The sequence below is a fragment of the Streptomyces sp. NPDC051320 genome, from assembly GCF_040682175.1.
Lineage (GTDB): Bacteria > Actinomycetota > Actinomycetes > Streptomycetales > Streptomycetaceae > Streptomyces.
In genome coordinates, this window is the sequence record NZ_JBFBAL010000008.1 from 123,015 (window position 1) to 149,789 (window position 26,775).

The 26,775-nt window shown below is 68.2% G+C and carries 20 protein-coding genes and 2 pseudogenes; 10 read left to right on the forward strand and 12 right to left on the reverse strand.

Annotation, left to right across the window (positions count from 1 at the left end; translation table 11 throughout):
• Positions 1–48: 48 nt before the first annotated feature.
• The 4 genes from AB0M87_RS19260 to AB0M87_RS19275 all read right to left on the reverse strand — a co-directional run bounded on the left by AB0M87_RS19260 (position 49) and on the right by AB0M87_RS19275 (position 6,843).
• Complete coding sequence (locus tag AB0M87_RS19260; protein ID WP_365854381.1) at positions 49–3,111, reverse strand: FG-GAP-like repeat-containing protein; 3,063 nt, start codon at positions 3,109–3,111, stop codon at positions 49–51.
• Positions 3,112–3,659: 548 nt separating this feature from the next.
• A complete protein-coding gene (locus tag AB0M87_RS19265) occupies positions 3,660–5,234 on the reverse strand; it encodes an MFS transporter (protein WP_365854383.1) in 1,575 nt (524 codons plus the stop codon).
• A gap of 41 nt (positions 5,235–5,275) precedes the next feature.
• On the reverse strand, positions 5,276–5,608 hold the full coding sequence (locus AB0M87_RS19270) for a hypothetical protein (protein WP_365854386.1): 333 nt from the start codon (positions 5,606–5,608) through the stop codon (positions 5,276–5,278).
• Positions 5,609–6,003: 395 nt separating this feature from the next.
• A complete protein-coding gene (locus AB0M87_RS19275; RefSeq protein WP_365854389.1) occupies positions 6,004–6,843 on the reverse strand; it encodes a PaaX family transcriptional regulator C-terminal domain-containing protein in 840 nt (279 codons plus the stop codon).
• A gap of 241 nt (positions 6,844–7,084) precedes the next feature.
• Between AB0M87_RS19275 and AB0M87_RS19280 the strand changes: the two are divergent.
• The 8 genes and pseudogenes from AB0M87_RS19280 to AB0M87_RS19315 all read left to right on the forward strand — a co-directional run bounded on the left by AB0M87_RS19280 (position 7,085) and on the right by AB0M87_RS19315 (position 14,705).
• Positions 7,085–7,811 (forward strand): annotated as a pseudogene (locus AB0M87_RS19280) (SDR family oxidoreductase).
• 14 nt (positions 7,812–7,825) lie between these two features.
• Positions 7,826–8,521: pseudogene (locus tag AB0M87_RS19285) on the forward strand (amidohydrolase family protein).
• Positions 8,522–8,543: 22 nt separating this feature from the next.
• On the forward strand, positions 8,544–10,037 hold the full coding sequence (locus AB0M87_RS19290) for a long-chain fatty acid--CoA ligase (protein WP_365854392.1): 1,494 nt from the start codon (positions 8,544–8,546) through the stop codon (positions 10,035–10,037).
• Positions 10,038–10,069: 32 nt separating this feature from the next.
• Positions 10,070–10,525, forward strand: a complete 456-nt coding sequence (locus AB0M87_RS19295) for a MaoC family dehydratase (protein WP_365854394.1) — start codon at positions 10,070–10,072, stop codon at positions 10,523–10,525.
• 834 nt (positions 10,526–11,359) lie between these two features.
• The gene (locus tag AB0M87_RS19300) at positions 11,360–11,884 is read left to right on the forward strand and encodes a DoxX family protein (RefSeq protein WP_365854396.1); all 525 of its coding nucleotides are present in this window, start codon (positions 11,360–11,362) and stop codon (positions 11,882–11,884) included.
• A 271-nt stretch (positions 11,885–12,155) separates the two neighbouring features.
• Positions 12,156–12,479 (forward strand): DUF485 domain-containing protein, encoded by a 324-nt coding sequence (locus tag AB0M87_RS19305; RefSeq protein WP_365854806.1) that lies wholly within the window; start codon positions 12,156–12,158, stop codon positions 12,477–12,479.
• Entirely contained in the window at positions 12,476–14,074 is a 1,599-nt protein-coding gene (locus AB0M87_RS19310; RefSeq protein WP_365854398.1) for a cation acetate symporter, read from the forward strand. Before AB0M87_RS19305 ends, AB0M87_RS19310 begins: the two co-directional genes overlap by 4 nt.
• Before the next feature lie 403 nt (positions 14,075–14,477).
• On the forward strand, positions 14,478–14,705 hold the full coding sequence (locus AB0M87_RS19315; RefSeq protein ID WP_365854400.1) for a hypothetical protein: 228 nt from the start codon (positions 14,478–14,480) through the stop codon (positions 14,703–14,705).
• A 481-nt stretch (positions 14,706–15,186) separates the two neighbouring features.
• Here the strand turns inward: AB0M87_RS19315 and AB0M87_RS19320 are convergent, their stop codons facing one another.
• The 8 genes from AB0M87_RS19320 to AB0M87_RS19355 all read right to left on the reverse strand — a co-directional run bounded on the left by AB0M87_RS19320 (position 15,187) and on the right by AB0M87_RS19355 (position 24,756).
• A complete protein-coding gene (locus AB0M87_RS19320) occupies positions 15,187–15,513 on the reverse strand; it encodes a YciI family protein (protein ID WP_365854402.1) in 327 nt (108 codons plus the stop codon).
• Between the two features lie 178 nt (positions 15,514–15,691).
• Positions 15,692–16,699 carry an ABC transporter substrate-binding protein gene (locus tag AB0M87_RS19325; RefSeq protein WP_365854404.1) on the reverse strand — a complete coding sequence of 336 codons (1,008 nt, stop codon included), beginning with the start codon at positions 16,697–16,699 and terminating at the stop codon, positions 15,692–15,694.
• A gap of 366 nt (positions 16,700–17,065) precedes the next feature.
• Positions 17,066–19,477: a SpoIIE family protein phosphatase gene (locus tag AB0M87_RS19330; protein ID WP_365854406.1), complete on the reverse strand. Its 2,412-nt coding sequence runs from the start codon at positions 19,475–19,477 to the stop codon at positions 17,066–17,068.
• A gap of 246 nt (positions 19,478–19,723) precedes the next feature.
• Positions 19,724–20,731, reverse strand: coding sequence for a 3,4-dihydroxyphenylacetate 2,3-dioxygenase (hpaD, locus tag AB0M87_RS19335; protein ID WP_365854408.1), 1,008 nt, complete (start codon positions 20,729–20,731; stop codon positions 19,724–19,726).
• Positions 20,728–22,221, reverse strand: a complete 1,494-nt coding sequence (gene hpaE, locus AB0M87_RS19340) for a 5-carboxymethyl-2-hydroxymuconate semialdehyde dehydrogenase (protein ID WP_365854410.1) — start codon at positions 22,219–22,221, stop codon at positions 20,728–20,730. Before hpaE ends, hpaD begins: the two co-directional genes overlap by 4 nt.
• Positions 22,222–22,223: 2 nt before the next feature.
• Entirely contained in the window at positions 22,224–23,150 is a 927-nt protein-coding gene (gene dapA, locus AB0M87_RS19345; protein ID WP_365854412.1) for a 4-hydroxy-tetrahydrodipicolinate synthase, read from the reverse strand.
• Positions 23,147–24,616: a fumarylacetoacetate hydrolase family protein gene (locus AB0M87_RS19350; RefSeq protein WP_365854414.1), complete on the reverse strand. Its 1,470-nt coding sequence runs from the start codon at positions 24,614–24,616 to the stop codon at positions 23,147–23,149. The genes dapA and AB0M87_RS19350 overlap by 4 nt, the downstream gene beginning before the upstream one ends.
• Positions 24,616–24,756, reverse strand: coding sequence for a hypothetical protein (locus tag AB0M87_RS19355; protein WP_365854416.1), 141 nt, complete (start codon positions 24,754–24,756; stop codon positions 24,616–24,618). The genes AB0M87_RS19350 and AB0M87_RS19355 overlap by 1 nt, the downstream gene beginning before the upstream one ends.
• A 246-nt stretch (positions 24,757–25,002) precedes the next feature.
• On the opposite strand from AB0M87_RS19355, the gene AB0M87_RS19360 reads away from it, so the two are divergent.
• Positions 25,003–25,542 (forward strand): MarR family transcriptional regulator, encoded by a 540-nt coding sequence (locus AB0M87_RS19360; protein WP_365854418.1) that lies wholly within the window; start codon positions 25,003–25,005, stop codon positions 25,540–25,542.
• A 355-nt stretch (positions 25,543–25,897) separates the two neighbouring features.
• Complete coding sequence (locus AB0M87_RS19365) at positions 25,898–26,767, forward strand: MaoC/PaaZ C-terminal domain-containing protein (RefSeq protein ID WP_365854421.1); 870 nt, start codon at positions 25,898–25,900, stop codon at positions 26,765–26,767.
• Positions 26,768–26,775: the final 8 nt, after the last annotated feature.

A 26,775-nucleotide genomic window follows, 5' to 3' on the forward strand; every position in this document is an offset into this window, starting at 1 on the left:
GCCATCACCGGCCTGCGATACATGACCGCCGTCACCGCCCGGCCTGGATCACCCGGCGTTCACCCAGGCTTTGGTGGCGCCGTCTGTGCCTACGTCGAGGTAGTCGGCCCTGCCGTCGCCGGTGATGTCGGCGAACTGGATCTGGCTGCTGGGATCCCCGACGCCGGAGGCAACCTGGCCCTGGGGGTACCAGATCCAGCCGCCGCCACTGGCTGCGCCGCCGTTCTTCCAGGCGGTTACGGCGCTGTTGTCGGCCAGCACGAGGTAGTCGGCTTTGCCCGAACCATAGATGGCCGAGAACCGGATCTGGCTACCAGGCGCCCCCACGCCGGAGGCGATCGTGCCCTGGGGATACCAATTCCAGCCGCCGCCACTCGCTTGGCCGCCATTCAGCCATGCGGTGACGGAACCGTTGGAGGCGATGTCGAGGTAGTCGGCTTTGCCGTCGCCGTTGAGGTCGGCGAAGTGGATCTGGCTGCCTGAACTTCCCACGCCGGAGGCGATCTGACCCAGATCGGTGAAACTGGTGCCGTTGAAGAGCTCAGCGGCCACCGCGCCCGTGGCGACATCCACGATGAGGTAGTCGGCGATGTGGTCGCCATTGATGTCGGCGAACTGCACGTTGCCGGCGGGCGCAGTGTGCAGCGGGTTGAGCCCGATCGGGCCGGTCCAGGCCCAGCCGTTCGGTGCTGAGGAGTCGGCGCCGTTGTTGTACCAGTACTTGATGCCGCCATCGTCCTGGACGTCGATGTATTCGGCCTTCCCGTCGCCGTTGAGGTCGGCGAACTTGATCTGGCTGCTGTTACCGGTGGCGATGGCTCCGAGCGAGTTCCAGTTCCAGCCGCCGCCGCTGATGGCTCCGCCGTTCCTCCACTCCTTGGTGTGGCCGTTGGTTGGATTGACGTCGAGGTAGTCGGCTTTGTGATCTCCGTCGACGTCAGCGAGCTGGATGTGGCTCCCTGGGTCACCGACGCCCGACGCGATGTCGCCCTGGGGGACCCATCCGCCGCCGTTGTGCAGGTTGGACAGCCCTGGGTTGAGGAATGCGGTGATGGAGCCGTTGGAGCCCAGGACGAGGTAGTCCGCCTTGCCATCGCCGTCGAGGTCAGCGAAGCGGATCTCACTGCCGTCGACACCGACGCCCGAGGCGACCACCCCATGGGAGACCCAGATGTACTTGCCATTGGAGTCGGTGCCGCCGTTGATCCACGCGGCTACCGAGCTGTCGGGGTCGACGTTGAGGTAGTCGGCCCGGCCGTCGCCGTTGATGTCGGCGAATCGGATCTGGCTGCCCGGGCTTCCGACACCGGAGGCGATCTGACCTTGGGAGTCCCACTTGTAGTGGCCGGAGGAGTCGGTGCCGTCGTTACGGAACAGTGTGACGGCACCGGTGCTCGAGCTGACGGCGAGCTCGTCGGCATTACCGTCTCCGGTAACGTCGGCGAACTGGGGCACCATGCCGGAGCCAAGGTCGGGTCCGCTGGCGCCGTGGGCTTGCCAGGACACGGCACCGGAGGACCCGGAGCCGCCGTTCACCCATGCTGTGACTGAGCCGTTGGACGCCACGTCGAGGTAGTCGGCCCTGTCGTCACTGTTGATGTCGGCGTAGACGATCCGGTCACCCGTGCCCAGGCTCAGGCTGCCTGGGTAGGAGGTGGTGGACGTGCCGGGACCGCTGGCGATCTCTCCCTGGGGCAGCCACACCGGGGCGCCGCCGGTGCAACCGCTCGACCCACCGGCGGCGGGGCTCTTGATCCACCCATCGACGAGTGCGGAGTCGATGCCCATGTTCCAGGCGACGGCCATCTTCCGATAGCCGGTGTCATTGGGGTGCAGGCCGTCGGCCAGGTCGGTGGTCCTCACCGCGCCCTGATCCACCCAGTCCATGTGCTTTCCGTTGCTCTTCTGCTGGCCGACCCAGGAGGAGACCTGCTGGTTGAACGAGCGCATGCCCGCGGCAACAGTTGAGTTGCTGGTGGGGATGAGCGACGAGACCAACACGACGGCGCTGGGGTCGTCGGTGGCGATCTTGTTGATCAAGCTCTCGATAGCGTCCGCGGCGGAGCTCGCGGAGCCGCCGTTGTTGATGTCGTTGGTCCCGATGTCGAGGAGGACCACGTTCGGCATGTCTCCGGCGATCGTGCATCCCTCGATAGCGGCGAGCTGGCTGATCGTCCAGCCCGAGTGCCCTTCGTTCTTGGTCTGGCTGCAGTTGCTACCGGCCGATTGAGAACCGACGAAGGAGTACGTGTCGCCCTGGGTGGCCAGGAAGTCCTGGAGATCGCACCGGTACCCGGAACCGTCGGAGCTCTGGTAGCCGTAGGTGATCGAGTCACCGAACGGCAGCACCCGCAAGGTGTTCGGGGAGGTCAGGCTGGCCAGCCCGGCGGCTTCGGCCGCGGCGGTCAGCGCGTTCCAGATGGAGCCACCGATCGAGGTGAGCACGCTCGCGGCTGCGGTCGCCGCAGCTGCCGTGGTTGAACCAAGCCAGGTCGCTGCCGCGGCGACTGTCCTGGACACGGCGTTTGCGATCGTGCCCATAACGCTCCGCAGGTTGGCCGAAGCCCAGGGCCCCAGAACCTTGCCCCAGAGAGTCCCGCCGAGCGTCGCAATCATCGCGCCCGCGAACGCGTTCGCAAGCTGCTGACCGGTGCCTATCGACGTGTTGGTGAACTGGGCGGCGACAATTATCCAGGTGAAGGTGGCGACGAACGAGTAGACCGCGCCGCAGACAGTCGCCGCGAGCGCAAGGCCTGGAGCCATGGCGGCCATACAGAGGGAGCCCGCGATGTACCCGGCCAGCTGCCCACTCAACGCGGCATACACGGTGATGAGCCACCCCGGTGTGTTTGTCTGTACATCGGCGCTGGGGATGTCGATCGTCAGCGTGTCGCTGGCCGCCGTCCCGCTTCCGGTGGAGGAGATCGAGAAGGTGCCGTCCGAGAATCCGGGCCATTCCCCCATTCCGGTCTCCATCGTCGACACGTCATCGGCCGGCGCTTCACTGACGTTGTCGAGCATGCACTGGATGTCGGCGCTCAGCGATCCGCAGGTCTGCTGCGACGCGACGAAGCTCCGAAGGACGGCTGGGTCCAAGTTGTCGACCGACATGCTCACAACCAGGTCCCCGCTAGCGGCCGACGCATGCGGCGCGGTAGCCGTGAGCGCTCCCGTCGCGATCAGGGCTGCCGCCACGACGAAGGAAACGGACGTCCTGCTGGCTCGGATCAGCCCTCGGCGCTTGCCGCGCGAGGACGAAAGGTTGAATGCGCGCGATAGCCACGACTTCATGCGTTCTCTGAGAGCGTTCATGGGCACACTCCGGTCCGGTTCGACGGGCGCTACTACCGCCGAGACCACGTTTGTCTCGATGAGCAGCAGCGACAGATTGCGTTGAGGATTCCTTTGCGCCACGTCAAGCTTCATGACGCAACTGTTCTCGGCAGAGGGGAACTTCAGCCGACCAGGACCCCTGTTCGGCTCAAACGTTCCAAGATCGGTTGAGGTACGGCTGCTCATACACAAGAGATCGCTGACGCGGCCCTTCTACGGGTTGCCTGGGTGGCCCCCGGCTGTGGCCGCACTTGTCGCTCGTGCCCCGGTCGCTGGGGGAGTGAGCGGCGACCGGGACGCGCTGAGGCGATCGGGTGAGGCGGGGCTCAGCCGGCTACAGGCTGCTCGGGCTGTGCGTGGTGGCCGCGCAGGGCGAGTGCCACCAGCAGGCAGGCGGCCAGCGCGGCGCAGCCGCAGACCAGGTAGCCCAGGGAGAAGCCGTGTCCCAGTGCCTGCGCGGCCAGCGGGGCGGCCGCGCCTGGGGGTGAGGCGGCCGGGACGGAGTTCACTGCGAGTGGGCCGCCGGCTGAGGCGACCGCGCCGGCGGCGGACTTGGCGGCGACCGGGAGGGCGGAGTGGGCCAGGGCGGTGTTGAACCTGGCGGCGGCCTGGCTGAGAGCGATGGCGCCGATCACGGCCGGACCCAGGGTGAAGCCGAAGTCGCGCAGTTGGTTGGCGGTGGCGCTGGCCATGCCCTCCAGCGAGGTGGGCACGGTGTTGACGGCGGTGGCTGTGATCGAGGAGACGGTGAAGGCGAAGCCCACCCCGACCAGGCCGAGCGGCAGCACAAGTGAGGTGAGTGCGCGGTCGTCCACGGACAGTGTGGCGGCGAGGAAGTCACCGGCGGCGATCAATATCAGGCCCAGGGCCAGCAGTCTTCGGGCGGGGAGGCGTGCCAGCAACCGGGAGGTGAGCGGGGTGAGCAGCAGAGTGAGGCCGTTGAGCAGCAAGAAGGCGACGGAGGTACGCAGCGGGCTCTGGTGCTGGATCGGTCCGAGTCGGATGCTCGTTGCGTAGGCGGTGCCGAGGAAGCTGAACATGCCGACCACCGCGACGACGGAGGCTACCGCGAAAGCGCGGTTGGTGAAGAGGTCGAGCCGTAGCAGGGGCGAGGCGGCGCGCTGCTCGGCAACGACGAACAGTGCCAGGAACACCGCCGCCAGTACGAAGGCGACCACGACCGGCGGCGAGCCCCAGCCGTCCGTCGGGCCCTGGATGACAGCGTAGAGCAGCGCGAACAGGCCGGCGCCGATGGTGATCTGGCCGCCGATGTCGAGCGAGCGGCCTTGGGGCGAGCTGGAGTCGTGCGCGAGCAGTCGGCTGACCGCCGCGCCGATGAGGGCGAGGATCGCCACCACGACGAAGGACCAGCGCCAGGAGCCGTAGTTGCCGGTCAGCCCGCCGAGCACGGGTGCGAGCGCGCCGCCGGTGGACAGGAAAGCCGCCCAGAGCGCTATGACCTTGGCCCGGTCGCCATGGCTGCGGGTGCCGGCGACGATCATGGCGAGCGAGGTGGGGAACAGTGCGGCGGCGCCGAGTCCGGCCAGGGCTTGGCCGGCCCAGAGCATGTGCACGCCGCCGGCAGTGGCGGACACCGTCTCCCCGGCCGCCATCAGCAGCGTGCCGCCGATCAGCAGTCGCTTGCGGCCGAAGAGGTCGCCGAGCACGCCGAAGGTCAGCTCGAGCACGCTGATCGGGAGCAGGAAAGCGTCGGATATCCACGTCAGCTGCGAGCCGATCGGGTGCAGGCTCTCCTGGAACAGGCCGTTGAGGGTGGCCGGGACGGCGACGCCGATCTGGGCCAGGCAGACGACCAGGCAGCAGGCGATCAGCGTGCCGGCGGCGAGGCCCGTTGAAGCAGTGGCGTCGGAGGACGAGGAGGTACGCGTCGTTGCTGACACAGGGTCTCCTGGGGAGTAGGTGAGTGCGTTGAGTGTGTGGGTCAGCGAGCGATGAGGCGGCTGGCCCGGTGGTCGACGAAGTCGGTAGCGGTGTGGATGTCGCGAAGCGGCACGTCCAGGCCCTGCGCGGCGGTGGAAGTTCGCTGCATCCAGCGGGTGGCTGCCTGTTCTGCGTGGTACGCGGGGGCAGCGTGCAGGGTGCCCAGGTCGGCGTCGAGGCTGAGCCCGGCGCCGCGGTAGAGGGCGTCCACCTCTGCGCGGTGGCTGCAGCCGTGCAGCTGCCCTGCCCAGTCCAGACCGTTGTGGCTGGCGTAGCCCGTCAGCTTGAGCTTGTCGCAGCTGACGGCGAGGCGGCCCAGGAGGCGGTTGGTCATGGTCTGGTACTTCTTCTCGCGGAGGTGGGGCGTGAAGGGGCCTGAGCGGCAGCGCGGGCGCGGCCGAGAACGCCCTGAATGTAGGGCGTTATTTTGGCGACGGTCAATAGACTGCCCAATAATAAGGTTGATGATCTCGTCGTAGGCCGACCGGAGAATGTATCGCTCGAGACCTGGGGTGGTGGATCGGCAGTCCGAGAGGCAGCAGGTGACCGAGCGTCGGATGAGCGGGCGGAGCGTGACGAATGCGGCCCGCCGGCCAGATCCGGTGATGTCACCTCCGCCAACTTGTCGCCGACGGACCCCGCAGGCGGGGACGAGCGACCTGCCAACGGCCAACCATGTGCGAGTCGGTCACAAACGGCAGCGGCGCCCCGGTGGGACGAGTCGCGGGTTCAGCCGCCCGTCGATATGGCGTCCAGTACTCGTTCGGCCTCCGCCCGGGCGGGCGCGGAGCAGCGGCGGGCCAGATCCTGGAAGAGCGCATCCGCGCGAATGGCCGGCCAGTCCGCAGGAAGGTGCTCGGCAGGGAGGTGCGGGTCGCGGCGGACGAGTTCGAGCCAGTCGGTGTGCAGGAGCAGTTGGCCGGCGAAGGGGTCCCGGAGGAAGCCCGGGGGAGGGTCCGCGAGATCGCCATCGGCAGCGGTCCAGCGGTCGAGGAAGGCGCGGTACTCGGCGGCGATGGCCTTGGTGTCGAAGGCCGACTCCAGCACCTGGCCCACCTCGGTCGGGCCGATCACCGCGCCGCGGAAGACCCGGAGCTGCGCGTCCAGGCCCAGGTCGGCGACGAGCGCCGCGACGTCGACCTCGCCGGGGGCCACCCACAGCCCGCTTTGCAGCGGACCGAAACCTCCCCAGGTCAGGCGGGACCGCAGATCGTGCCGCTCTCGCCGCCACGCCTCCGGAAGCGAGAAGCCGACCAAGGTCCACTGCCCGTCCCAGTCGCGGTTGACCGCGCCAGTGCGCCATATCCGGTCGTGCCCGTCCTGGAGTACGGCGGCGGCGCGCGGGGTGAGCGCGAAGTACATCTTTCGGCCCTGGCGGTGACGCTCCAGCAGGCCGCGGTTGACCATGCGGGTGAGCGTGGTGCGGACTGCCTCCTCGGTGATGCCGATCCGGGCGAAGGCGTCGATCACGCAGCCGGAGGAGAGCGCGATGTCACGGCCGCGGACATGGATGCCGAAGAAGCTCAGCATCAGCGACTGGGGGCGGGGGGCGAGATCGAGGCTGGTCACGGGCACAGCGTAGGACGAGCGCGGGCCGACGTGCGGGTCGGTCGAGAATGCTGGGCAATTACTTGACGATCGATAAATATATGCCTAATGTTAGCTCACCCCCTCCGCCCAGCCACGGAGCAGATTCATGGATCTCGCAGGCAAGGTCGCCGTCGTCACCGGAAGCGGCCGAGGTCTCGGCCTTGCCTAAGCGGGCGCCGTGAAGGAGATCGAGGCAGCAGGCGGGCGCGCGGTCGCCGAAGTGGCGGCCGTGGGCACGACGAAAGCCGCCGAGGCTCTGGTGGCCCGGGCCGTGACCGGCTTCGGGCGGTTGGACGTCATGGTCACCAACGCGGGCGTGCTGCGCGACCGGGTGCTGTGGAAGATGACCGACGAGGACTTCGACACCGTCGTCCAGGTGCACCTGCGCGGGACCTTCACGTGCGTGCGGGCTGCCGTCAACCGGATGCGCGAGCAGGACGAGGGCGGGCGGATCATCGTGGCCGGCTCCCCCGGCCGGGCAGCTCGGCAACTTCGGGCAGACCAACTACGCGGCCGCCAAGGCGGGGATCGCCGCCATGGTGCGCACCTGGGCCATGGAGCTGTCCCGGGCAGGGATCACCGCCAACGCGGTGATCCCTGTCGCCGCCACCGCTATGACGAAGACCATCCCCGCCTTCGCCGCACACGTCGAGGCACTGGAGCAGCACGGCACGCCGCTGCCCGACCATCTGCGCAAGGGCGAGGGCTTCGGCACGACCGAGGACGTCACCGGGTTGGTCGCCTTTCTCGCGTGGGACGCTGCCGACCAGGTCACCGGCCAGTGCATCGGTATCGGCGGTGACAAGCTGGCACTCTGGTCGCATCCCCAGGAGATCTCGATCGCCTATGCGGACGGAGGCTGGAGCGCTGACGCCATCGCCGCAGCATGGCCGGTCTCGGTCGGTCGGCATCCCGAGACCTACGGCATCCCCGCCCCGCAGCTGTGAAGGACCGAGTGGACATGAACATCGACGAACTCGTCGCCATCGATGTGCACACCCATGCGGAGGTGTCCTCATGCGGCCAGGGCTCCCTCTCCGGGGAGCTCGATGCTGCCGCCGGGGCGCATTTCAAGGCGAGCACCGCCGCCCCACCCTCCCCGAGATCGCGGACTTCTACCGCGCGCGGAAGATGGCGTGTGTCGTCTTCACCGTGGACGCGGAAGCCGCCACCGGCACTCCGGCCGTGCCCAACGAGGAAGTCGCCGAGGCCGCCCTGGCCAACCCCGACGTGATCATCCCCTTCGCCAGCGTCGACCCCTACAAGGGGAAGTCGGGAGTGCGTCAGACCCAACAGCTGGTCCGGGACTTCGGAGTGCGCGGCTTCAAGTTCCACCGATATGGCCGCGGAGTTTCCCAGCATGCCGATCATCCCCGCCCATCCCTCCGTCCCCTGGCAGGACGAGGCGCTGGCAGTGGCCACCCACAAGCCGCAGGTCTACGTCGACCTGTCCGGCTGGTCGCCGAAGTACTTCCCGCCGCAGCTGGTGCAGTATGCGAACACCCTGCTCAAGGACAAGGTGCTCTTCGGCTCCGCCTATCCGTTGCTCAACCCGGACCGCTGGCTGGCCGACTTCGCCAAGGTGCCGATCAAGGACGAGGTCCGTCCGAAGATCCTCAAGGAGAACACCGCAAGGCTGCTCGGCCTCCGCAAGTGACGCACGAAAATGGAGTCCCGCGTTGCAGAATCAAGGCATCGGCTCTTGGCCCGCCCGCCGGAGCCGGAAGACCCCGCACCGCACCGCCCTGCTCCACGAGGAGCGGACCACCAGCTACGCCCTGCTCCACGACCGGGCGACCCGGCTCGCGCACCTGCTGCGGGAGCGCGGTGTCAAACGCGGGGACAGGGTCGCCTTCCTCGGGCCCAACCACCCGGCGTTCCTGGAGACGCTGTTTGCAACCGGTCTGCTGGGAGCGGTCTTCGTACCGCTCAACACCCGCCTCGCCCCGCCCGAACTGCGCCACCAGCTGGCAGATTCCGGGAGCAGGCTGCTGCTGCAGGTGCGCCAGAGCGCCGCGACGACGGCCGAACTGACAACGGAGAGTCTGGAGGCGGAGGGTGAAGCGTACGAGGCGCTGCTGGCCGCTGTGCCGGCCACCGACCTGGACCTTCCGGTGGGGCCGGACGACCTATGCATGATCATGTACACCTCGGGAACAACAGGCCGGGCCAAGGGCGCCATGCTCACCCATGGCAACGTTCTGTGGAACAGCCTCAACGTGCTGGTCGATGTGGACCTCACCAGCGATGAGGCCACCCTCGTCAGCGCTCCGCTGTTCCACACCGCCGCCCTCAACATGACCTGCTTGCCCACCCTGCTCAAGGGCGGCACGGCGGTGCTGGAGTCCTCCTTCGACCCCGACCGCACCTTGGAACTGATCGCACGCCATCGGATCAGCTGCCTGTTCGGAGTCCCGGCCATGTACGACGCCATTACCGCCGCGCCGGGCTGGGCCGAGGCGGATCTGAGCAGCCTGCGCAACCTGATGTGCGGGGGTGCGCCCGTACCGGCCCGCACCATCCGCCGCTACCTCGACCGGGGCCTCGCCTTCGTCCAGGGCTACGGCATGACCGAGGCCGCCCCCGGGGTCCTGCTGCTGGACCGCGCCGACGCGCTCACCCACGCGGGCACGGCCGGTGTGCCGCATTTCTTCACCGACGTACGACTGCTCGACCCGACCGGGACACCCGCAGAACGCGGAGCGCCGGGCGAGGTGGTGGTAGCCGGACCGAACGTCTCCCCCGGATACTGGGGCCTGCCCGAGGAGACCACCGCCGCGTTCCGGGACGGTCACTGGTTCCGCTCCGGCGATCTGGCCACGGTGGACACCGAGGGCTACGTCCGGCTGGTCGACCGGCTCAAGGACATGATCATCTCCGGCGGCGAGAACATCTACCCCGCCGAGGTCGAGGACGCGCTGCTGGAGCACCCCGCGGTCGCCGAATGCGCCGTATTCGGCGTGCCGGACGAGAAGTGGGGAGAGGTGGGCTGTGCAGTCGTCGTACTGCGCCCCGGCGCGGCAGCGAGAGCCGAGGAACTGCTCGACCATCTGGACGGGCGACTGGCCCGGTACAAGATCCCCGCATCGGTGGTCTTCGCCGACGCACTGCCGCGCAGCGGCGCCGGAAAACTGCTCAAAGGCCCGCTCCGGGCCACCTACGGGCACAACTGACCACAGCCCGCCACCACAAGAAGGGCCTTTCCATGCCCCGTACCGCCCACGGCATCGCCGACCTGCTCTGTCTCACCGGGGCCGATCTCGGCCACAGTGCCTGGCTGGAGATCACCCAGGAGCGGGTGAACACCTTCGCCGACGCCACCGACGACCATCAGTGGATCCATGTCGACGTCGAACGCGCCAAGCAGGGCCCCTTCGGTGGCCCGATAGCGCATGGCTACCTCACCCTCGCCCTGCTCATCCCGCTCTGGAGCGGACTGCTCGACGTGCAGGACGTCGGCATGGCAGTCAACTACGGCCTCAACAAGGTGCGCTTCCCCGCGCCGGTTCCCGTCGGCTCCAAGATCCGTGTGCGTGGCGCAGTGGCCGCTGCGACCGAGATCAAGGGCGGCGCCGAACTCGTCGTCGACCTCTCCGTGGAGATCGACGGCGGGACCAAGCCCGCCTGCATCGCACAGGCGGTCTACCGCTTCTACTCGTGAGGCCGCCGTGACATCACGGTGCGGCGGTTGCCCCAGACGCCACTGCCCAACTCACTGACACCTTCTCGGTGTTGTGGCCGGCTGTCGACGGAGGGCGGCAACACCGGCCTCAGCTGCGGCCGGACCCTCACGATATTTGACAATCTATTGACGATGGTAGATCGTCTGACATATATTTGCTTCGCCGGTACTACCGGCATCATGACCCGGCCCGCGCGTAGCGCCCACGAGGCGACCGAGCCCGCAACGCAGAGGCCCCCGTCGGCGTCGCACCACACCTACGCGCTCGTCTCGCATCGCCCATCCGTCGTCGAACAGCGTGATCGTCGCGCTGAGCACAGAGCGGGCTCCGCCATCCGCCGGAACCGGCTCCTCGACATTCCAGCCGACCGCCCCCTCGGGCCCGGACCTCGCCCTTCAGGGGGAGACGTACGTGTCAGGGGGACATACGTGCCATGCATACCACCGCATCTGCCACCAGATCCGATGCCACGGTGTGCAAGCTGTGCCTGGACATCCTGATCGCCGAGTGCTTCGCGGCCCTGCTCGCCCCGGCAATCCCTGCCACGCTGAACGGTCCTGGACCAGGTAGCCGTCGCACCCGGACGTGATCCGACATCGCGCGGGTTCGACGCTCGCTGATTCACCGCATCGCCGATCCGCCCGCCTGCCGATGGGGCGCCGGAACGCCAAGCAGACCACAACCGCATCCGCACGGCCGAGTGAACGATCGGCCCAAGCGGCCCCCAATCAGCGAGACGGGCGGGGCTGAGATCTCAATGGCATCGACCGCACGATTCTCTACTATCGCCTGCTCACCCCCTAGGAGAGGCCATGCTCCGTCCATACCGAATCATCGCCGAACGCCTGACCGGCCTGAGCCGCCCTGCGCTCTGCGTCCTCAGAGTCGTCGCCGGTTGGTTGTTCATTCTGCACGCGCTGTTCAAGTTCCAGAACGGCTTGGCCAGCTTCGAGACGTACATGCTCAAGCCCGCGCATCTCCCGCTGACCTCCCAGTTGTCTTGGGCTATCCCGACGCTTGAGCTCGTCGCGGGCGTCCTGCTCGTCGTGGGTCTGCTGACCCGCGTGGCCGCCACACTGCTCGCCCTCGAGATGGTGGGCACGGGCTTCCTGGTCAAACTGTCCGTCTTCCACAGCGGCGTACTCGGACCCAAGGGATCCGGGGGAGCCGAGCTCGACTTCCTGTATCTCGCGGTGTTCCTTCTCATCATCATCTCCGGGCCGGGCTGGGCGGCCCTGGATGGCCTCCTCGGCTTGGAGCCGCAACCACGAACAGCCGGCACGGAAGCAAATCCCACCACGGCAGTCCCCGCCGCCGCGGACGGGACCTCCAGCTGACCATCCCTGCCGCTGAGGGGCTGGGGCGGTGTGAGCGAACGCCGCAACTGTCGGCTTCCGACACCGCTCCATACCTCTCGGCAGCCCGACTTCCCATCACGTGAACGGGCTGCGCACCGGAATACCCACCCCTCGACAACAGTGATCCGTGGACTCCGTTGCGCGAGCAGCCGACCGACAGCAACAGGTCGCACCCACGGGTCTCCACGACACTATTGGAGCTACCCCTGTGACCTCACCGCGTGATCGCTGGGACGATCCCCGAGCATGGATGCCGCCACAACCACAGCCGTCACCCGCGGGCTCCGACCTCCGCGGCTTGCGCGCCACGTCCCGGCGGCTTCGCCGCCGCACGGCGGGCACGCTCCTGGCCGGGCACATGATGTTCACGACGATCTGCTGTATCGCCGCACAAGCCATGGGCACCGAACTGCTGGGACACGTCAGTGCCGGACTGCTCCTGGCGACCCTCCAGCTGATGATCATCCTCTGGAGCCTGCGCTACTACGGCCGTACGGCCACGGAGTACAAGGATCCTGAGGCGGAGCGGGTCAGGAGGCATCTGGCCGCCACTGGGCAGGGAGAGGGACGATGAACCAAACGTCGTCCGCGACGCAGTCGCTGGTCATCGTCGTCATGCCCCTCTTCATCTTCCTCTGCCTGATGCTGTGCGTGTTGGGGGCACCGGAGGGGGACAGGGCTGCCGAGTTCTACACGGGCAACAGGGTCATCAAGGCGTGGCAGAGCGGCTTCGCCATTGCCGGTGAGTACTTCACCGTGCTGGCGTTGTTGGGCACTACCAGCGTCATCGTGCTCGACGGATTCGACGGCGTCATGCTCGCCTTGGGCCGTCTGACCGGCCTGGCTGTCCTGATGGCTCTGCTGGCCGAACCACTCCGCAACGCCGGCTGCTACACCATGGGCGACGCACTGGCGCGGCGCTTTCCCGGACGAGCCGTCAGAATTGTGATGGGCATGATGGTCCTGGCAGTCTGCCTGCCGTATCTCGTCCTCCAACTCTCCGGCCTCGGCGACACGACGGCCTATCTGCTCGGGCTCTCCGGCGCAGGGGCACAAACGGCGCTCATCGCCGGCTTGGGCGGTCTCATGGTCTGCTTCGCCACGTGCGGGGGAATGCGAGCCACCGTCCTGGTGCAGATCCTCAAGATCGGATTGCTGATCACCACCATGGCGGTGATCACCGTCATGGTGCTCAGCCGGTTCGACTGGAATATCAATGGCCTTCTCGACGCCGCGGAGCGGCACAGCGGATTTGGCGCCGCGTTCCTGCGCCCCGACCGGCAGTTCGGCTCCGGCCCCACCAGCGCGCTGGATCTCTTCGGGCTGCACTTCACCGGCGTCCTCGGTGTGGCCGGCCTGCCGCACCTCACGATGCACCTGAACACCGCCCGGAACGCGCGATCGGGGCGTTCGTCCATGCGTTGGGCGGTCGGCCTGGTCACAGCTCTCACCGTCATGGTCGTGGTGGTAGGTATGGGCATCGCCGCGATCGTCGGTGCCCAGCCGCTACGCCAAGCGGACGCGAGCGGAGTCAGCGGGATCCCGATGCTCGCCAGCGCCCTTGACGGCAGCGGTCTGCTGCTGACGGCCGTCTCTTGCGCGGTGTTCGTGACAGCCCTCGCAGGTGTCGCCGGCGTCACCTTCGCTGCGGCCTCTTCGGTGGCTCACGACATATACACCCAGGTGGTTCATCGCGGTCACCTCGCCGAACGGAGTGAGGTGACCGTGGCGCGATGGAGCGCGGCAGTCGTCGGCACGCTGGGGGTCACTCTGGCGGCGGTGACTGCTCAGGTGAACCTCAATTTCATGCTTGTGCTGGGACTGTCGTTCGCCGCTTCCGCCCTGACGCCTGTGCTGCTCTACGGTCTGCTCTGGAAAGGATTCACCAAGATCGGGGCACTGTGGTGCATGTGCGGGTCATCTGCCCTGGTGGTGCTGCTCACCATCTTCTCGCCACAGATGTCCGGCAGCCCGGGCGCGATCTTCCCGGACCAGGACTTCAACTGGTTCCCGCTGCAAACACCCGGTCTGGTGACCATCCCGGTGGGGTTCGGCCTCGGCTGGCTCGCCAGCGTCCTGGACCGCCGCCGCAGGGGGGTCCCCGCGGAGGACGGGCAGTATGACGAGCTGGAGCTGATCGTGCTCACCGGCAAAGCCGCAGACGTCTGACGGGGCCGCTACACATGCGGGCAGGCGATCCCGGTCATATGGGTTGGCCACAGGGCCAACCCATATCGACGTGTTCACACGGGCCCGGCAGCCGCGTTGCGTAACCGCTCGGTGAACGAACCGTCTTGGGCACAGCGGCTCGGCGCAGTACCAGCACCGCTTGCACCCCGCCAGCGCTCCAGGTGCCGGCGTACATTGAACTACCCCAACTGCTACCCCGGACACGGGCCCGTGCTTGCTCCAGCCGATGTACGGGGTGCGGAACGCCGAGTGAGTGGGCGCACAGCCGCTACGTGCGGCAGCTCGCCGATGCCGCGCTCGGCGGCCGGCCGCTCCGGGCCGACTGAGCGTGCGCCGTCTGTACTGCGAGAACCCGCCGCGGCCGGGCCCGACACTGGGCGTCGTGAATGTCGCGCTCTCGCGGTGCACCGTGCTCTCCCGGCTGATGCGGATGCCGCTGCGGTCAACACCTCGGGTGCTGGGGATGGACGACTTCACGCTGTACGGCGACACCTACGGCACCCTCTGGTCGATGCCACCACCCGCCTCCCGCTCACCTCAGGGAGGGCCGGGACGCCGAACAGCTCAGCCGATGGAGGCCGCCTGCCGCGACGGCTCGCTCACCTACTGACAGGGCCTCACGGCAGGAGCCCCCGGCGCCCTCCAGGTCAGCGACCGCTTCCATCTGTGGCAGGGGTTGTCCCGGCGCGTCCAGGAAGCCGCAGCTGCCTGCCCGCAGCGCTTTCCGCCCCAGAACCGGCCCGGCGGCTCTTCGAGGCCGTACACGCGCCGACCGACAACGGCTGCCCCTTAGCCACGAGACCCATCGATGGGACGTCAACGACGACCGACGGCGCGACTACTGGGGCAACGTCGTGATCAAGTCCTGATACAAGGAGGCACGCCGGTCCTGGATCTCGACGGCAACATCACGCCGATCCAGGAGTCAACGATCGATGAGAGCGCTGTCAGGTGGGTGCAGACGGCCTCGGCGGCTGACGACGGCGCAACCCGCCGGCCGTCGACGCCGAAAGCCATCAGCGCCGAGCGGCTGCTCCGCGGCTGGTCAGACCCCAACCTGACCAGCGACCGCGTCGGTCTTCGTCGCGACGTCAGTCCACCGGGATGGCTCTCACGTCCTCACCGAACCGGTCATCCATGCCCACGGCCCGGACGCGGGCGGTGAACGGCACCACTCGGTGGGTGCACGCACCAGACCGATAGAAGGGTTCAGTGTCCAAGAGGTCCTTCGCGGCTTCGAGACTGTCGGCCTCGAACAATGCAATAGCGGATGGCGGACGGCCGTCGACGGCATCCAGAACACCGGAGAGAATGAAATTCCCTTCGGAGAACCGCGGGAAGAGCCAGTCTCGATGCGCCTGGAGCAACTCCTCCGTCGGCGGTGTTGGACCGTACTCAACGAGCAGTGCGAACAGCATGGTCTCTCCCGGGTGGCATCGGTTATGGGTGTGGTGAGAGTTTGGTGTCCAGCTGATCTCGAACGGATCCCAAGTCGACGCCGACCAACTCTGCGACGCCGGCAGGTGATTCCGCCAGGGCGATGATCCCGTCCGAGAGCTAGACGGCTTCGTCGGTGTCGTGGGTCATTGCAGCAACTTACTGGCCCAGGACCGCGGCTGCGCTGGGAGCCTTGTCCTTGTCGAAACCGCCGTACTGCTCGAGCAGGCGGATCCAGGTTTCGATCTCCTGTGGCTCCACCGCCTTCTCACCGAATGTCGGGAGGGTGACCTTGGAGAGGAGCGCGGCCGGCACTTGTGTCGACGACGCAGCCGTCTTCCGGACCTCGTCCGGATGTGCGTTGGCGTAGGTGTGCCCCTTCAACACGGCACTCGTGAAGGATTTCACCACATCGGGATTCTTGCTCGCGTATGACTTCGACGTGATGTAGACGAATGTGTCCGTGTCAGGGACTGTCTTCTGCTCCTGGTTGAAGAGGTAGGTCATCCCTTGGCTCTCGGCTGTGGTCACTCCCGGCTCACCCAATACAGCGGCATCTGACCGTCCGCCGGCGAGGGTGGGCAGCAGCTGTGGCGGTGCCACCTCTGTGAACTTCACCTTCTTCCAGTCGATGCCCGCCTTGGCAAGAGCTGCCTTGGTGAGGACCATGGCGGTCCCGTTGATCTGGTTGACCGCGACTGTCTTCCCCACCAAACCTGCCGGCGACGTGATTCCGGACTTCGGGGAGACCACGACACCGGCGTAGCCGACCTTGCCGGAGCTCCCGACAGTATTCGGAGCGACAACCTCGATCGGAAGGTGCTGGGCCACGGCTGTGATCGCCGTTGCCACATCAACCGCCGCGAACTGCAGACTGTTGTTCAGTAGTTGAGGGACCGCGTTGCTACCAGCCGACAGCACCTTGATGTTCGCCTTCAGTCCAGCCTCGCTGAAGTAATCCTTGCCGTCGGACAAGTAAAGGTCGACGTTCGAGAGGAAGGGCCCGTTACCGACGGCAACGGTCGTGGGTCCGCTAGCTGCAGACGACGTGCTGCCTGTCGACCCCGACGAGCCGGGACCACCGCACGCGGTCAGCGCCATCGCAGTGACAGATGCGGTCGCGAACGCAACAGCCGTGCGACGCGGGACGAGACGTGTACCAGCCATAGGTTCAGTCCTCTGTTTTACAGGTGTGGGTATAGGGCAGGCAGACGGATCGTAGTACGCTAATAATGCGATCGTCAAGCATTCGTCATATGTTGCCTCGGCCGCCGTGCCTGTCCTCCTGTGGGCAATCAAGACGACGTGGGACGGGCTCTCGTGCGCGCCGGCGGAAGTCCTGCGGCAGCCGCGAATTGCGGTGGCCGGTCAGCATGTCGTGTGCGCCAGGGAGGGGCACAGCACCAAGACATCTGTAGTCCGACCGTGAAAACGCGTCAGGCCGTGGTCGAGTCGGGCCACCGACGCTTGGCGACGATCCAGCCCGACATCAAAGTCGGGGCGATCCAGAGTCTCGGGCGGCGGGTTGAACGTTCAGCCAAGTGGGAGCGCTTGTTCGGCCCAGATGACCTTTCCGGTGGGGGTCTGGCGAGTCCCCCAGCGATCGGTGAGTTGGGCGACCAGCAGCAGGCCGCGGCCACCCTCGTCGAAAACGCGGGCCCTGCGCAGATGCGGCGAGGTGCTGCTTGGGTCTGAAACCTCGCAGATCAGTGCGGCGTCCCGGATCAGCCGCAGTTGGATCGGAGCGCCGCCGTAACGGATGGCGTTGGTGACAAGTTCGCTGACCACGAGTTCTGTGGTGAAGATGGCTGAGTTCAGCCCCCAGGAGGCCAGTTGGGCAGACACCCACTTGCGGGTCTCGGCGACGATGGCGGGGTCGGCGGGCAGCTCCCAGGTGGCGACGTGACCAGCGTCGAGCGCCCGAGTGCGGGCGACGAGCAGGGCGACGTCGTCGGTGTGTCGGTCCGGAAGCAGAGTGTCGAGCACGGTGTCGCATGTCTGCTCCAGCGACGTCGCGGGGCGGGTCAGCGCTCGGCGGAGAAGGTCGAGCCGCTCGTCGATGTTGTGGGCGCTGCTCCCGACAAGACCGTCGGTGTAGAAGGCGAGAACGGCTCCTTCGGGCAGTTCCAGCTCGGTGGATTCGAAGGGCAGGCCACCCAGGCCCAGTGGGGGGCCGACTGGCGGATCGGGGAAGTACCCCGTGCCGTCGGGCAGTACGACGACCGGCGGAGGATGGCCGGCGCTGGCGAGGGCGCAGCGCCGGGAGACCGGGTCGTAGACCGCGTACAGGCAGGTGGCAGCCATCTCTTCCTTGGCTGGAGCGGACTGATTCCCGTCGTCCGGGCTGGGGCCGAGCCGGATTACCAGGTCGTCGAGATAGGTGAGCAGCTCGTCGGGAGAGAGATCGACGTCGGCGAGGGTGCGTACCGCGGCCCGCAACTGCCCCATGGTCGCGGAGGCCTGGATGCCGTGGCCGACCACGTCGCCGACGACAAGGGCCACTCGGGTACCGGACAGCGGGATCACGTCGAACCAGTCGCCGCCCACGCCCGCCCGCGAGTCGGCGGGAAGGTAGCGAGAGGCCACGTCCACGGCCGACTGCTCAGGCGTGCGTTGTGGAAGCATGCTGCGTTGGAGCGTGAGTGCGGTGTTGCGCTGATCGGTGTAGCGGCGTGCGTTGTCCACGCATACCGCCGCCCTCGCCACGATCTCCTCTGCCAGGAGCATGTCACGCCCGTCGAAACGGTCCGGAGTGCTGTGCCGGATGAACTGGGCCATTCCCAGGGTGACACCTCGGGCGCGGAGCGGTACCACCATCACCGAGTGCATTCCGTACTCACGGACGACCCTGGCTCGCGCCGGGGCTTGCGCGAGCCACCTCTGGATGTCCGGGTCGTCGAAGGAATACCGCGAGGGCCGTTCGGCAATCAGAGCGCGGGAATGCGGCGAGTATTCCGGGTAGGGCTCCATCTCTCCGAGCGCGACCACCGACTCGGGGCAGCCCTGGAGAACGGACTGCTGAGCGACACGACGGAAGTCGATGGCACCGCCGAGCCTCCCGGAGGCGGGCTCCTCACCGCGGAGGACCAGGTCGAGCAGGTCGACTGTGGCGAAGTCGGCGAACCGGCCGGCAGCCACGTCGGCCAGCTCTTGGGCTGTGCGGGTGATGTCCAAGGTGCTGCCAATGCGGACACTGGCCTCGTTGACGACGGACAGCCGACGCCGTGCCCAGTACTGCTCGGTGTTGTCGACCAGCGCGGCGGACACTCCGAGCACCCCACCACTCGCGTTCTTGAGCGGGTAAATGGACACCGTCCAGGCGTGCTCTTGAGTGTCGCCGGGCGCCTGGCCATAGCTCTCCAGGGAGATGGCCTCGCCCGTTCGCAGTACCTCTTCCTGGTGCCGGTCGAAGTCCTGGAAGGCAGGGCGCTCGACGATGTCCCTCAGACGTAGTCCGACCAATTCTTCATGCGGCAGACCAAAACTACGGGTCATGGCCTCGTTGGCCGCAACCAGCCGATTCCGGCGGTCGAAGAGGGCCAGCGGGATCGGCAGCTGGGCCAGCGCCCGCTCCTTGAGGACCTCCGGCGCGGTCTCCTTCTCCTGCTCCGTTTCGGTGGCGGTCAGGAACCACGTGGTGTTCCCGTCGGCATCGAGCAGCGGGGCCGCATCAAGCCGTACGGCCAGATGGCGGCCGTCCCTGTGCCGTACGAGGGCCTCGCCTGCCCACCCCGCCCGTTCGGCGAAGTGTCGGCGGGCGACCAGAGGAAGCTTCTCGGCGAGCAGCCGGATTGCGGCACGCCCTACCACCTCGGACGGTTGGTAGCCGAGCAGCCGGTGAGCGCCGACGCCCCAGGCCATAACAACGCCCCGGGCGTCGACCGCGGCAACACCCACCGCGGGCCGGGGGTCACCTTCCCGTCCCATGCGGACCTCGTTAGTCATGGGCATATCCCGCCTTGCGAGGTCAGCCGGGCGCTTAGGGGCTGGCGCCTGGTGCCACCACGAGCATTGCCTCATAAACTTTACCTCTTCGCCGCTCGCAGTCGCCAGGCGCGACGACGGGTGGGGGTGTTCCTGGTGTGGCGGGAGTGGCAGTCCGCGTTCCGGGTCCACCGGCACGGTAGCGGTGGCATGGCAACATTGGCGGGTGAGCATTGTGGGCCCGGTACGGAAACAGGATTTCCTCGCTCAGCCGAGGCCGTCCGCCCCGACGTGCACTGCGGACTCGTCCAGGTTGGCGTCGATGGTCGGCTGCTGTCTGCCGTCCAGGTCCAGCACCGGGGTGGCCTCCTTGTACCAGGACTCGATGACCGCGTTGCCCCAGAAGTCGCGGCGGCGGTCGTCGTGGACGTTCCAGCGGTAGGTCTCGTGGTCGGGGTCACCGGTGTAGTAGTCGGAGGTGTAGATCTCCACCCGGTGGCCGTCCGGGTCGCGGAGGTAGAGGTAGAAGGCGTTGGAGACACCGTGCCGGCCAGGGCCGCGTTCGATGTACCTCTCCTCGTGGAGCGCGCCGAGGATGTCGGCGGTGCGCAGCACCTGGTGGGACTCGTGGGTGGCCAGCCCGAGGTGGTGCAGTCGCGGCCCCGCGCCGCCCGTGAAGGCGACGTCGTGGACGGTCTGTTTGCGGTACATCCAGGCTGCATACAGCTCGTGCTCGTCGCCCTCGATGGTCTCCGAGCAGCCGAAGCCGAGCGAGGTGTAGTGGGCGTAGGCGGCGGGGATGTCGGCAGTGCAGATGTTGAAGTGGTCCAGCCGGGCGACCTGTGCGCCCCGGTGCAGGTCGTAGCGCTGGATGAGCCGTTCGGCGCGGTCGATCTCGTGGAAGAACTCGACGGGGAAGCCGAGCGGGTCCACGACCCGTACCGCGTCGCCCACACCACGGGTGCCCTGACCGGCCGGGACCCGGCAGACGGGCAGGCCCAGTTCGGTGAAGAACTTCTCGGCCCGGTCGACGTCCAGGGGAGTGCGGACCCGGTAGGCGAGATGTTCCAGGGCGGCCAGCGGGCCCTGGCGCAGCACCAGCGAATGGTGGGTCAGTTCGTCGGTGCCGCGCAGGTAGAGCGAGGTCGCGTCCTCGTACTGGACGTGGAAGCCCAGCAGGTCGACCCAGAACCAGCGGGATTTGGGCAGGTCGGTGACGGCGAGCTGGGCATAGGCGGAACGGACGACGTCGGGGGCGCTTCGTGCGAGGCTCATGCCGGCCCGCCACCGAAGCGCGGGGTGTGCACCTCGGACAGGGCGATGTGCACGATCTTGGACTCGGTGTAGAAGTCGATGCTGTGAGCGCCGCCCTCCCGGCCCAGCCCCGAAGCCTTGACACCGCCGAAGGGGGTGCGCAGGTCGCGTACGTTGTGGGAGTTGACCCAGACCATGCCGGACTCGACGGCGTGGGCGACCCGGTGGGCGCGCCGCAGGTCGTTGGTCCAGATGTACGCGGCCAGGCCGAACTGGGTGGCGTTGGCCAGGCCGACAGCCTCTGACTCGTCGTCGAAGGGGGCGACGGCGGCGACCGGGCCGAAGATCTCCTCCTGGAAGATCCTGGCATCGCGGGAGACGTCGGCGAAGACGGCCGGCTGGAGGTAGTTGCCCTCGGGGAGGTGGTCGGGGCGGGCGCCGCCGGCCACCAGGCGGGCCTCCTTGCGCCCGATGTCGACGTAGTTCAGCACCCGGGCGTAGTGCTCGGGGTGGACCAGGGCGCCGACCTCGGTGGCGGGTTCGGACGGTGGGCCGACCCGCACGCGTTCGGCGCGCTCGGCCAGGCGGCGGGTGAACTCCTCGTAGAGCGGACGCTCCACCAGTACCCGCGAACCGGCGGTGCAGCGTTCGCCGTTCAGGGAGAAGACGCCGAAGACGACGGAGTCCAGGGCGGCTTCGAGGTCGGCGTCGGCGAAGACGACGACGGGGGACTTGCCACCCAGCTCCATGGAGACCGTCTTCAGGTGCGCAGCCGAGCTGCGGACGATATGGCGGCCGGTGTCGGTGGAGCCTGTGAATGACAGCAGCGACACGTCCGGGTGGTCGACCAGGGCCTGGCCGGCCTCCTCGCCGATGCCGTGCACGATGTTGACCGCCCCGGGGGTGACCCCAGCCTCGTCGAAGATCTCAGGCCACAGGCTCGCCGACAGTGGTGTCCACTCGGCCGGCTTGAGGACCAGGGTGCAGCCGGCGGCGAGCGCCGGGGCCAGCTTCCAACTCTCCAGCATGAATGGGGTGTTCCACGGGGTGATCAGTCCGGCGACGCCGACCGGGGTGCGGACGACGTAGCTGAGCTGGCTGCGACCCGCGCGGTATGCCTCCTCGCCGAGGGCGACGATGACGTCGGCGAAGTAGCGGAAGTTCTCCGCGGCGCGGCGGGCCTGGCCGCGTGCCTGGGTGATGGGCAGCCCGGTGTCGTACGACTCGAAGGCGGCGAGCTGTTCCTCGCGCCGTTCGATGGCGTCGGCGACGCGGTTCAGGACGGTGGCGCGTTCCCGGCTGCCCAGGGCGGACCAGGTGGGGAAGGCGGCCCGGGCGGCAGCTACGGCCCGGTCGATGTCGCGCGGGCCACCGGCGGCCGCCCTCGCGTACGGGGTGTTGGAGACCGGGTCGCTGACCTCGAAGGTGCGGCCGTGGGCGCTGTCGGTGTTCTCGCCGCCGATCCAGTGCCGGATGGCGTCGGGGAGCTGCGGGGGGATGGTGGCGGTCATGGTCAGGCTCCGATCTGGGCGGTCAGGTCGCCGCCTTCGGCGAGGAGGGCGCGGATCCGGGCCAGACCCGTTTCGCTGGGCTCCACCAGCGGGGGCCGGACCTGGCGGCTGGCGATGCGGCCCTGCTGCTCCAGGACCCACTTGGCGGGCGCGGGGTTGGTCTCCACGAACAGCAGGTCGACCAGCGGGTGCAGCTGGTAGTGCAGGTCGCGGGCGCCGTTGAAGTCGCCGGCCTCCCACAGCTCGTACATTCGGGCCACGGCCGCCGGGGCGAGGTTGGCGACGGCGCTGACGAAGCCGGCGCCGCCGAGGGCCATCAGTGGCAGGCACAGCAGCTCGATGCCGGACCAGACCAGCAGCGAGCGCCCGCAGGCGTGCAGAACCCGGGAGAAGTGCTCGAAGTCCTTGGTCGTCTCCTTGACGCCGACGAAGTTGTCGAAGTCGGTGAACAGCCGCTTGACGGTCTCCGGGGCGATGTCAACCGCAGTGCGGCTGGGGACGTTGTACGCGACGATGGGCAGATCCGGGAACTCCTGGGCGACCGTGGCGTACCAGCGGTACAGCGCCTCCTGGGTGGGCCTGGCGTAGTACGGGGTGATGACCAGCGCCGCGTCGGCACCCAGTTCCCTTGCCGCGGCGGTGATTTCGAGGGTCTCGTCGAGCTTGTGGGAGCCGGTGCCGGGCAGGAAGGGCACCCGGTCGGCGATCTCCTCGGCGGCGGTGCGCATCGCGGCGATCCGTTCGCCGGCGCTCTGGGCGCTGGGTTCGCCGGTGGAGCCGCCCAGCGAGATGCCGTGGGAGCCGGAGTCCAGCTGCCAGCGGACCAGTCCGCGCAGGCTGTCATGGTCCAGGGCGCTGTCGGAGGTGAAAGGGGTGACGAGGGGGGCGATGGACCCGCGGATGGTGGCCGGGTCGCTGCGGAACTTCATGGTGTCTCTCCCTGCGGGGCGGGTAGTGCGGGCTGGTCCTCGTGAGCGCGGCGCCAGCGTTCGTACGGTTCGCGCCAGTCGGGGCCGAGCGGGTAGAGGCCGTCGATCGACCGGCCCGCGAGGACCTGTTCGGTGATGAAGCGTTCCTTCAGCTCCTGCTCGGCGCTGTCGGCGATCAGCTCCTCGGCCAGCGACGGCGGTACGACGATCACCCCGTCGGCGTCGCCGACCAGCAGGTCGCCGGGCTGGACCAGGGCTCCGCCGCAGGCGATCGGGATGCCGGTGTCCCAGGGGACGTGGCGGCGGCCCAGTACCGCGGGGTGCTCGGTGGCCGCGTAGACCGGGAGGTCGAGGGCGGCGACGGCGGCGGCGTCGCGTACCGCGCCGTCGGTGACGACGCCGGCGGCGCCGCGCCGCAGGGCCCGAAGGGCGAGGATGTCGCCGATGGTGCCGGCCGTGGGATCGCGCCGGGCGTCCATCACCAGCACATGGCCGGGGCGCAGCTCCTCGATGGCGCGCTTCTGGGCGTTCATGCCGTTGCCGTACGCCTCGAACAGGTCCTCACGCAGCGGCAGGTAGCGCAGGGTGTGGGCGACGCCGACCAGTTTGTCGCCGGGCCGGGTGGGCCGTACGCCGTCGATGCTCATGTGCGGCAGACCGCGCTTGCGCAGCTGAGCGCTGAGCGTCGCCACCGCGACCCCGCGCAGACCTTTCTCGATCCGCTCGTCGAGCAGCGGCTCGGGCTTGTATGTGGAGCCCCAGGCGGCGGCGCGCCCGGCCGGATCGGACTGCGGCATCGCCCCCCAGGTCTCCAGTCCATGGCCGGCCGCGATGACGCGGTTGGTCAGCCGTCCGGTGCTCAGCGCGCCCGAGCCGACCTCGACCTCGACGGTGTCTTCCGGAGCGACCACGGACGCCCCGGACGGGGTGCCGGTGAGGATGATGTCGCCCGGCTCCAGTGTGACCAACCGGGACAGGTCGGCGACGAGGTCGGCGAAGGGGAAGAGGAGGGTGTCGGTGGTGTCGTCCTGCGCCAGCTCGCCGTTGACCCAGGTCCGCAGCCGCATCGCTGCCGGGTCCAGTACGCGGGCGTCCAGCAGTCGGGGGCCGATCGGGGTGAAGCCGTCGGCGCCCTTGGAGCGGAGGTTGGAGCCGAGGTCGGCGTAACGCAGGTCGTACACCCCGGCGTCGTTGGCGGCGGTGACGTAGCCGACGCAGGACCAGCCGTCCTGCGGCGCGACCCGGTGGGCGCGACGGCCGATGACGAGAGCGATCTCGCCCTCGAAGCCCATCAGTTCGCAGCCACGCGGCCGTACGAGGGCGTCCCCGCTGCCCGCGAGCGAGGATGGGGGCTTGAGGAAGTACGAGGGCTGCGCGGGCGTGCGGCCGCGCTCGGCCGCCCGGCTGCGGTAGTTGATATGTACGGCAATGATCTTCGACGGGTTTCTGCCCAGCGGGTGCGGCATCAGACACGCTCCAGGAAGGACCGCAGCTTGGCCTGGTCAGGCTCGCGGTCATAGGACTTGATGTAGGCGCCGGTCAACCGGACCGGGTCGCTGAAGAAGTGGTACTCGGACAGTCCCTGGCGACCGGAGAGGTCGGACACGCAGGTGTCCCACACGACGCGGAGGGCCTGACACGCTCGGCTCCGCTCCGCGCCGCCGACTGCAGGTACCCCTCGAAGTCGGTGGCGGTCGGGCCGATGTTCGCAATTACTCAAAGCCTTGATTAATTTGGCAAGCTACCCGCGCGGCCCCCGGATGGGAAGACCTGGCAGGAAATCCGCGCGGCGCCGGCCGGGCCGGGCAGGCCGCGCCCCCGCGCGGCGGAAGGGTGGCGGTAGGGTCTGGGCGTGGCCACAGAGCAGCCCCGAGCCGACGACTTGGACTTCTGGTCCTTCATTGACTATGCGATCGATGCCGTCACTCGGGAACTGCCCGGCATCGACCCGCTGGCGATGCGGGCGATCTTCACGCTGCACCGCGCGGCCAACATGATCGTTTACGATCTCGAATCCACCGTCCACCGGCCGCGCGGCTGGTCATGGCCGGGGTTCCGGGTGCTGTTCGCGCTCTGGCTGGTCGGCCCCCTGGAGGCCAAGAAGGTCGCCGAGCTGTCGGGGATGAGCCGGGCCGCGGTCTCCGCCTTGGTGGCCACCCTTGCGCGGGACGGCCTGGTCAGCAAGGACAGGGACCCGCGCGACGGCCGGGCGGTCCACCTGGCCCTCGCCCCGGCCGGGCGGGACGCGATCACCGAGGCGTTCCGGGCACACAACGCCCGTGAGGCGGACTGGGCGGGTGCCCTCAGCGAGGAAGAGCAGCGGACGCTGATCCGTCTACTGGGGAAGATCACCGCCCAGTCCGACCGCATCGATGCCAGGCAGCGCGCCTGACGGCACCCCCTCCGCGCTGGGCACGCGAGCGCCGCAGTGGGCGGAGTTCGTCGTGGACCTCACGTTCCCTTCCCCGTGCACACTCAGGCGCCCGCAACCGCCACCGCTCGGGCCGCCGACCCCTCGGGCAAATGCATGACATTCTATTGACGATCACGTTTCGAATGACTACTCTCGCTGTATTCGGTCGGCGTCGACAGTGACCCGGCCGCCGCATTCCCCGCGATCATCAGGCCGTAAGGCCGACATCCCCCGCCGCTCCCGGAGCGGCCATCACGACGAGCAGCCGGGCTGCATTCCGTCGATCCCCCCGATAACCCAAGCCAACGCTTGACCCGGTGAGAGGAAACCATCTGTGGCTACCAGCGTGGAGGAGACCGAGGCTTTTGACCTCGCCCCCCTGGGGAAGTGGAGCGAGCCGTCCGAGTTCCATGTGGACCGGATGCAGCTCCAGGCGTATGCCAACGCCACCAACGACGACATCCCGGCGCACCGCGCCGGTGACGTCGCCAGCCCCGTTTTCAACGTCGTCCCGGCCTTCCAGGTCGTCGCGCCGCTGACTCTGAACATGCCTCCCGAGGCGAAGCGGTCCATGGGCCTGCACGGCCAGCAGGAATTCCGTTTCCACCGTCCCATCGAGCCCGGGATGCGCCTGGTCACTCGTGCGCTCCCGACCGGTGTCATCCCGCACTCGACCGGCTCGACGATCACCGTCAAGGGGGTGACCACCACCTCCGACGGGGAACCGGTGGTGGACCAATGGGTCACCGTCTTCATTCGGACCGCGATCGCTCCCGAGGCGGTGGGCGAGGGTCCCCCCCCGTACGTCGTCGAGCGCGAACTGCCGCCCATTGCCGAGGTGGACCGGGTTTTCGACATCGACCAGTCGTTCCGGTACATGGGTGCCTCGGGCGATGTCATGCCGCTGCACACCAGCAACGAGTTCGCCCGGGCCGCCGGGCTGCCGGGCATCATCCTGCACGGCAATTGCACCTTCGCGTTCGCCACCCGCATGCTGATGGGTGCCACCTGCGACGACGACGTACGCAGGATCAAGCGCCTGGCCGTCCGTTTCAGCCGCTGGGTGACCCCGCAGGACACCCTCACCACCCGTGTCTACCGGGCGGGCCGCCGTGACGGCCGCACCGTGTACGGATTCGAGTCCGCCGTCGGAACCGGTGAGCTGTGCCTGTCCAACGGACTCATCGAGGTCGAGGACCAGTAGTACCCGAC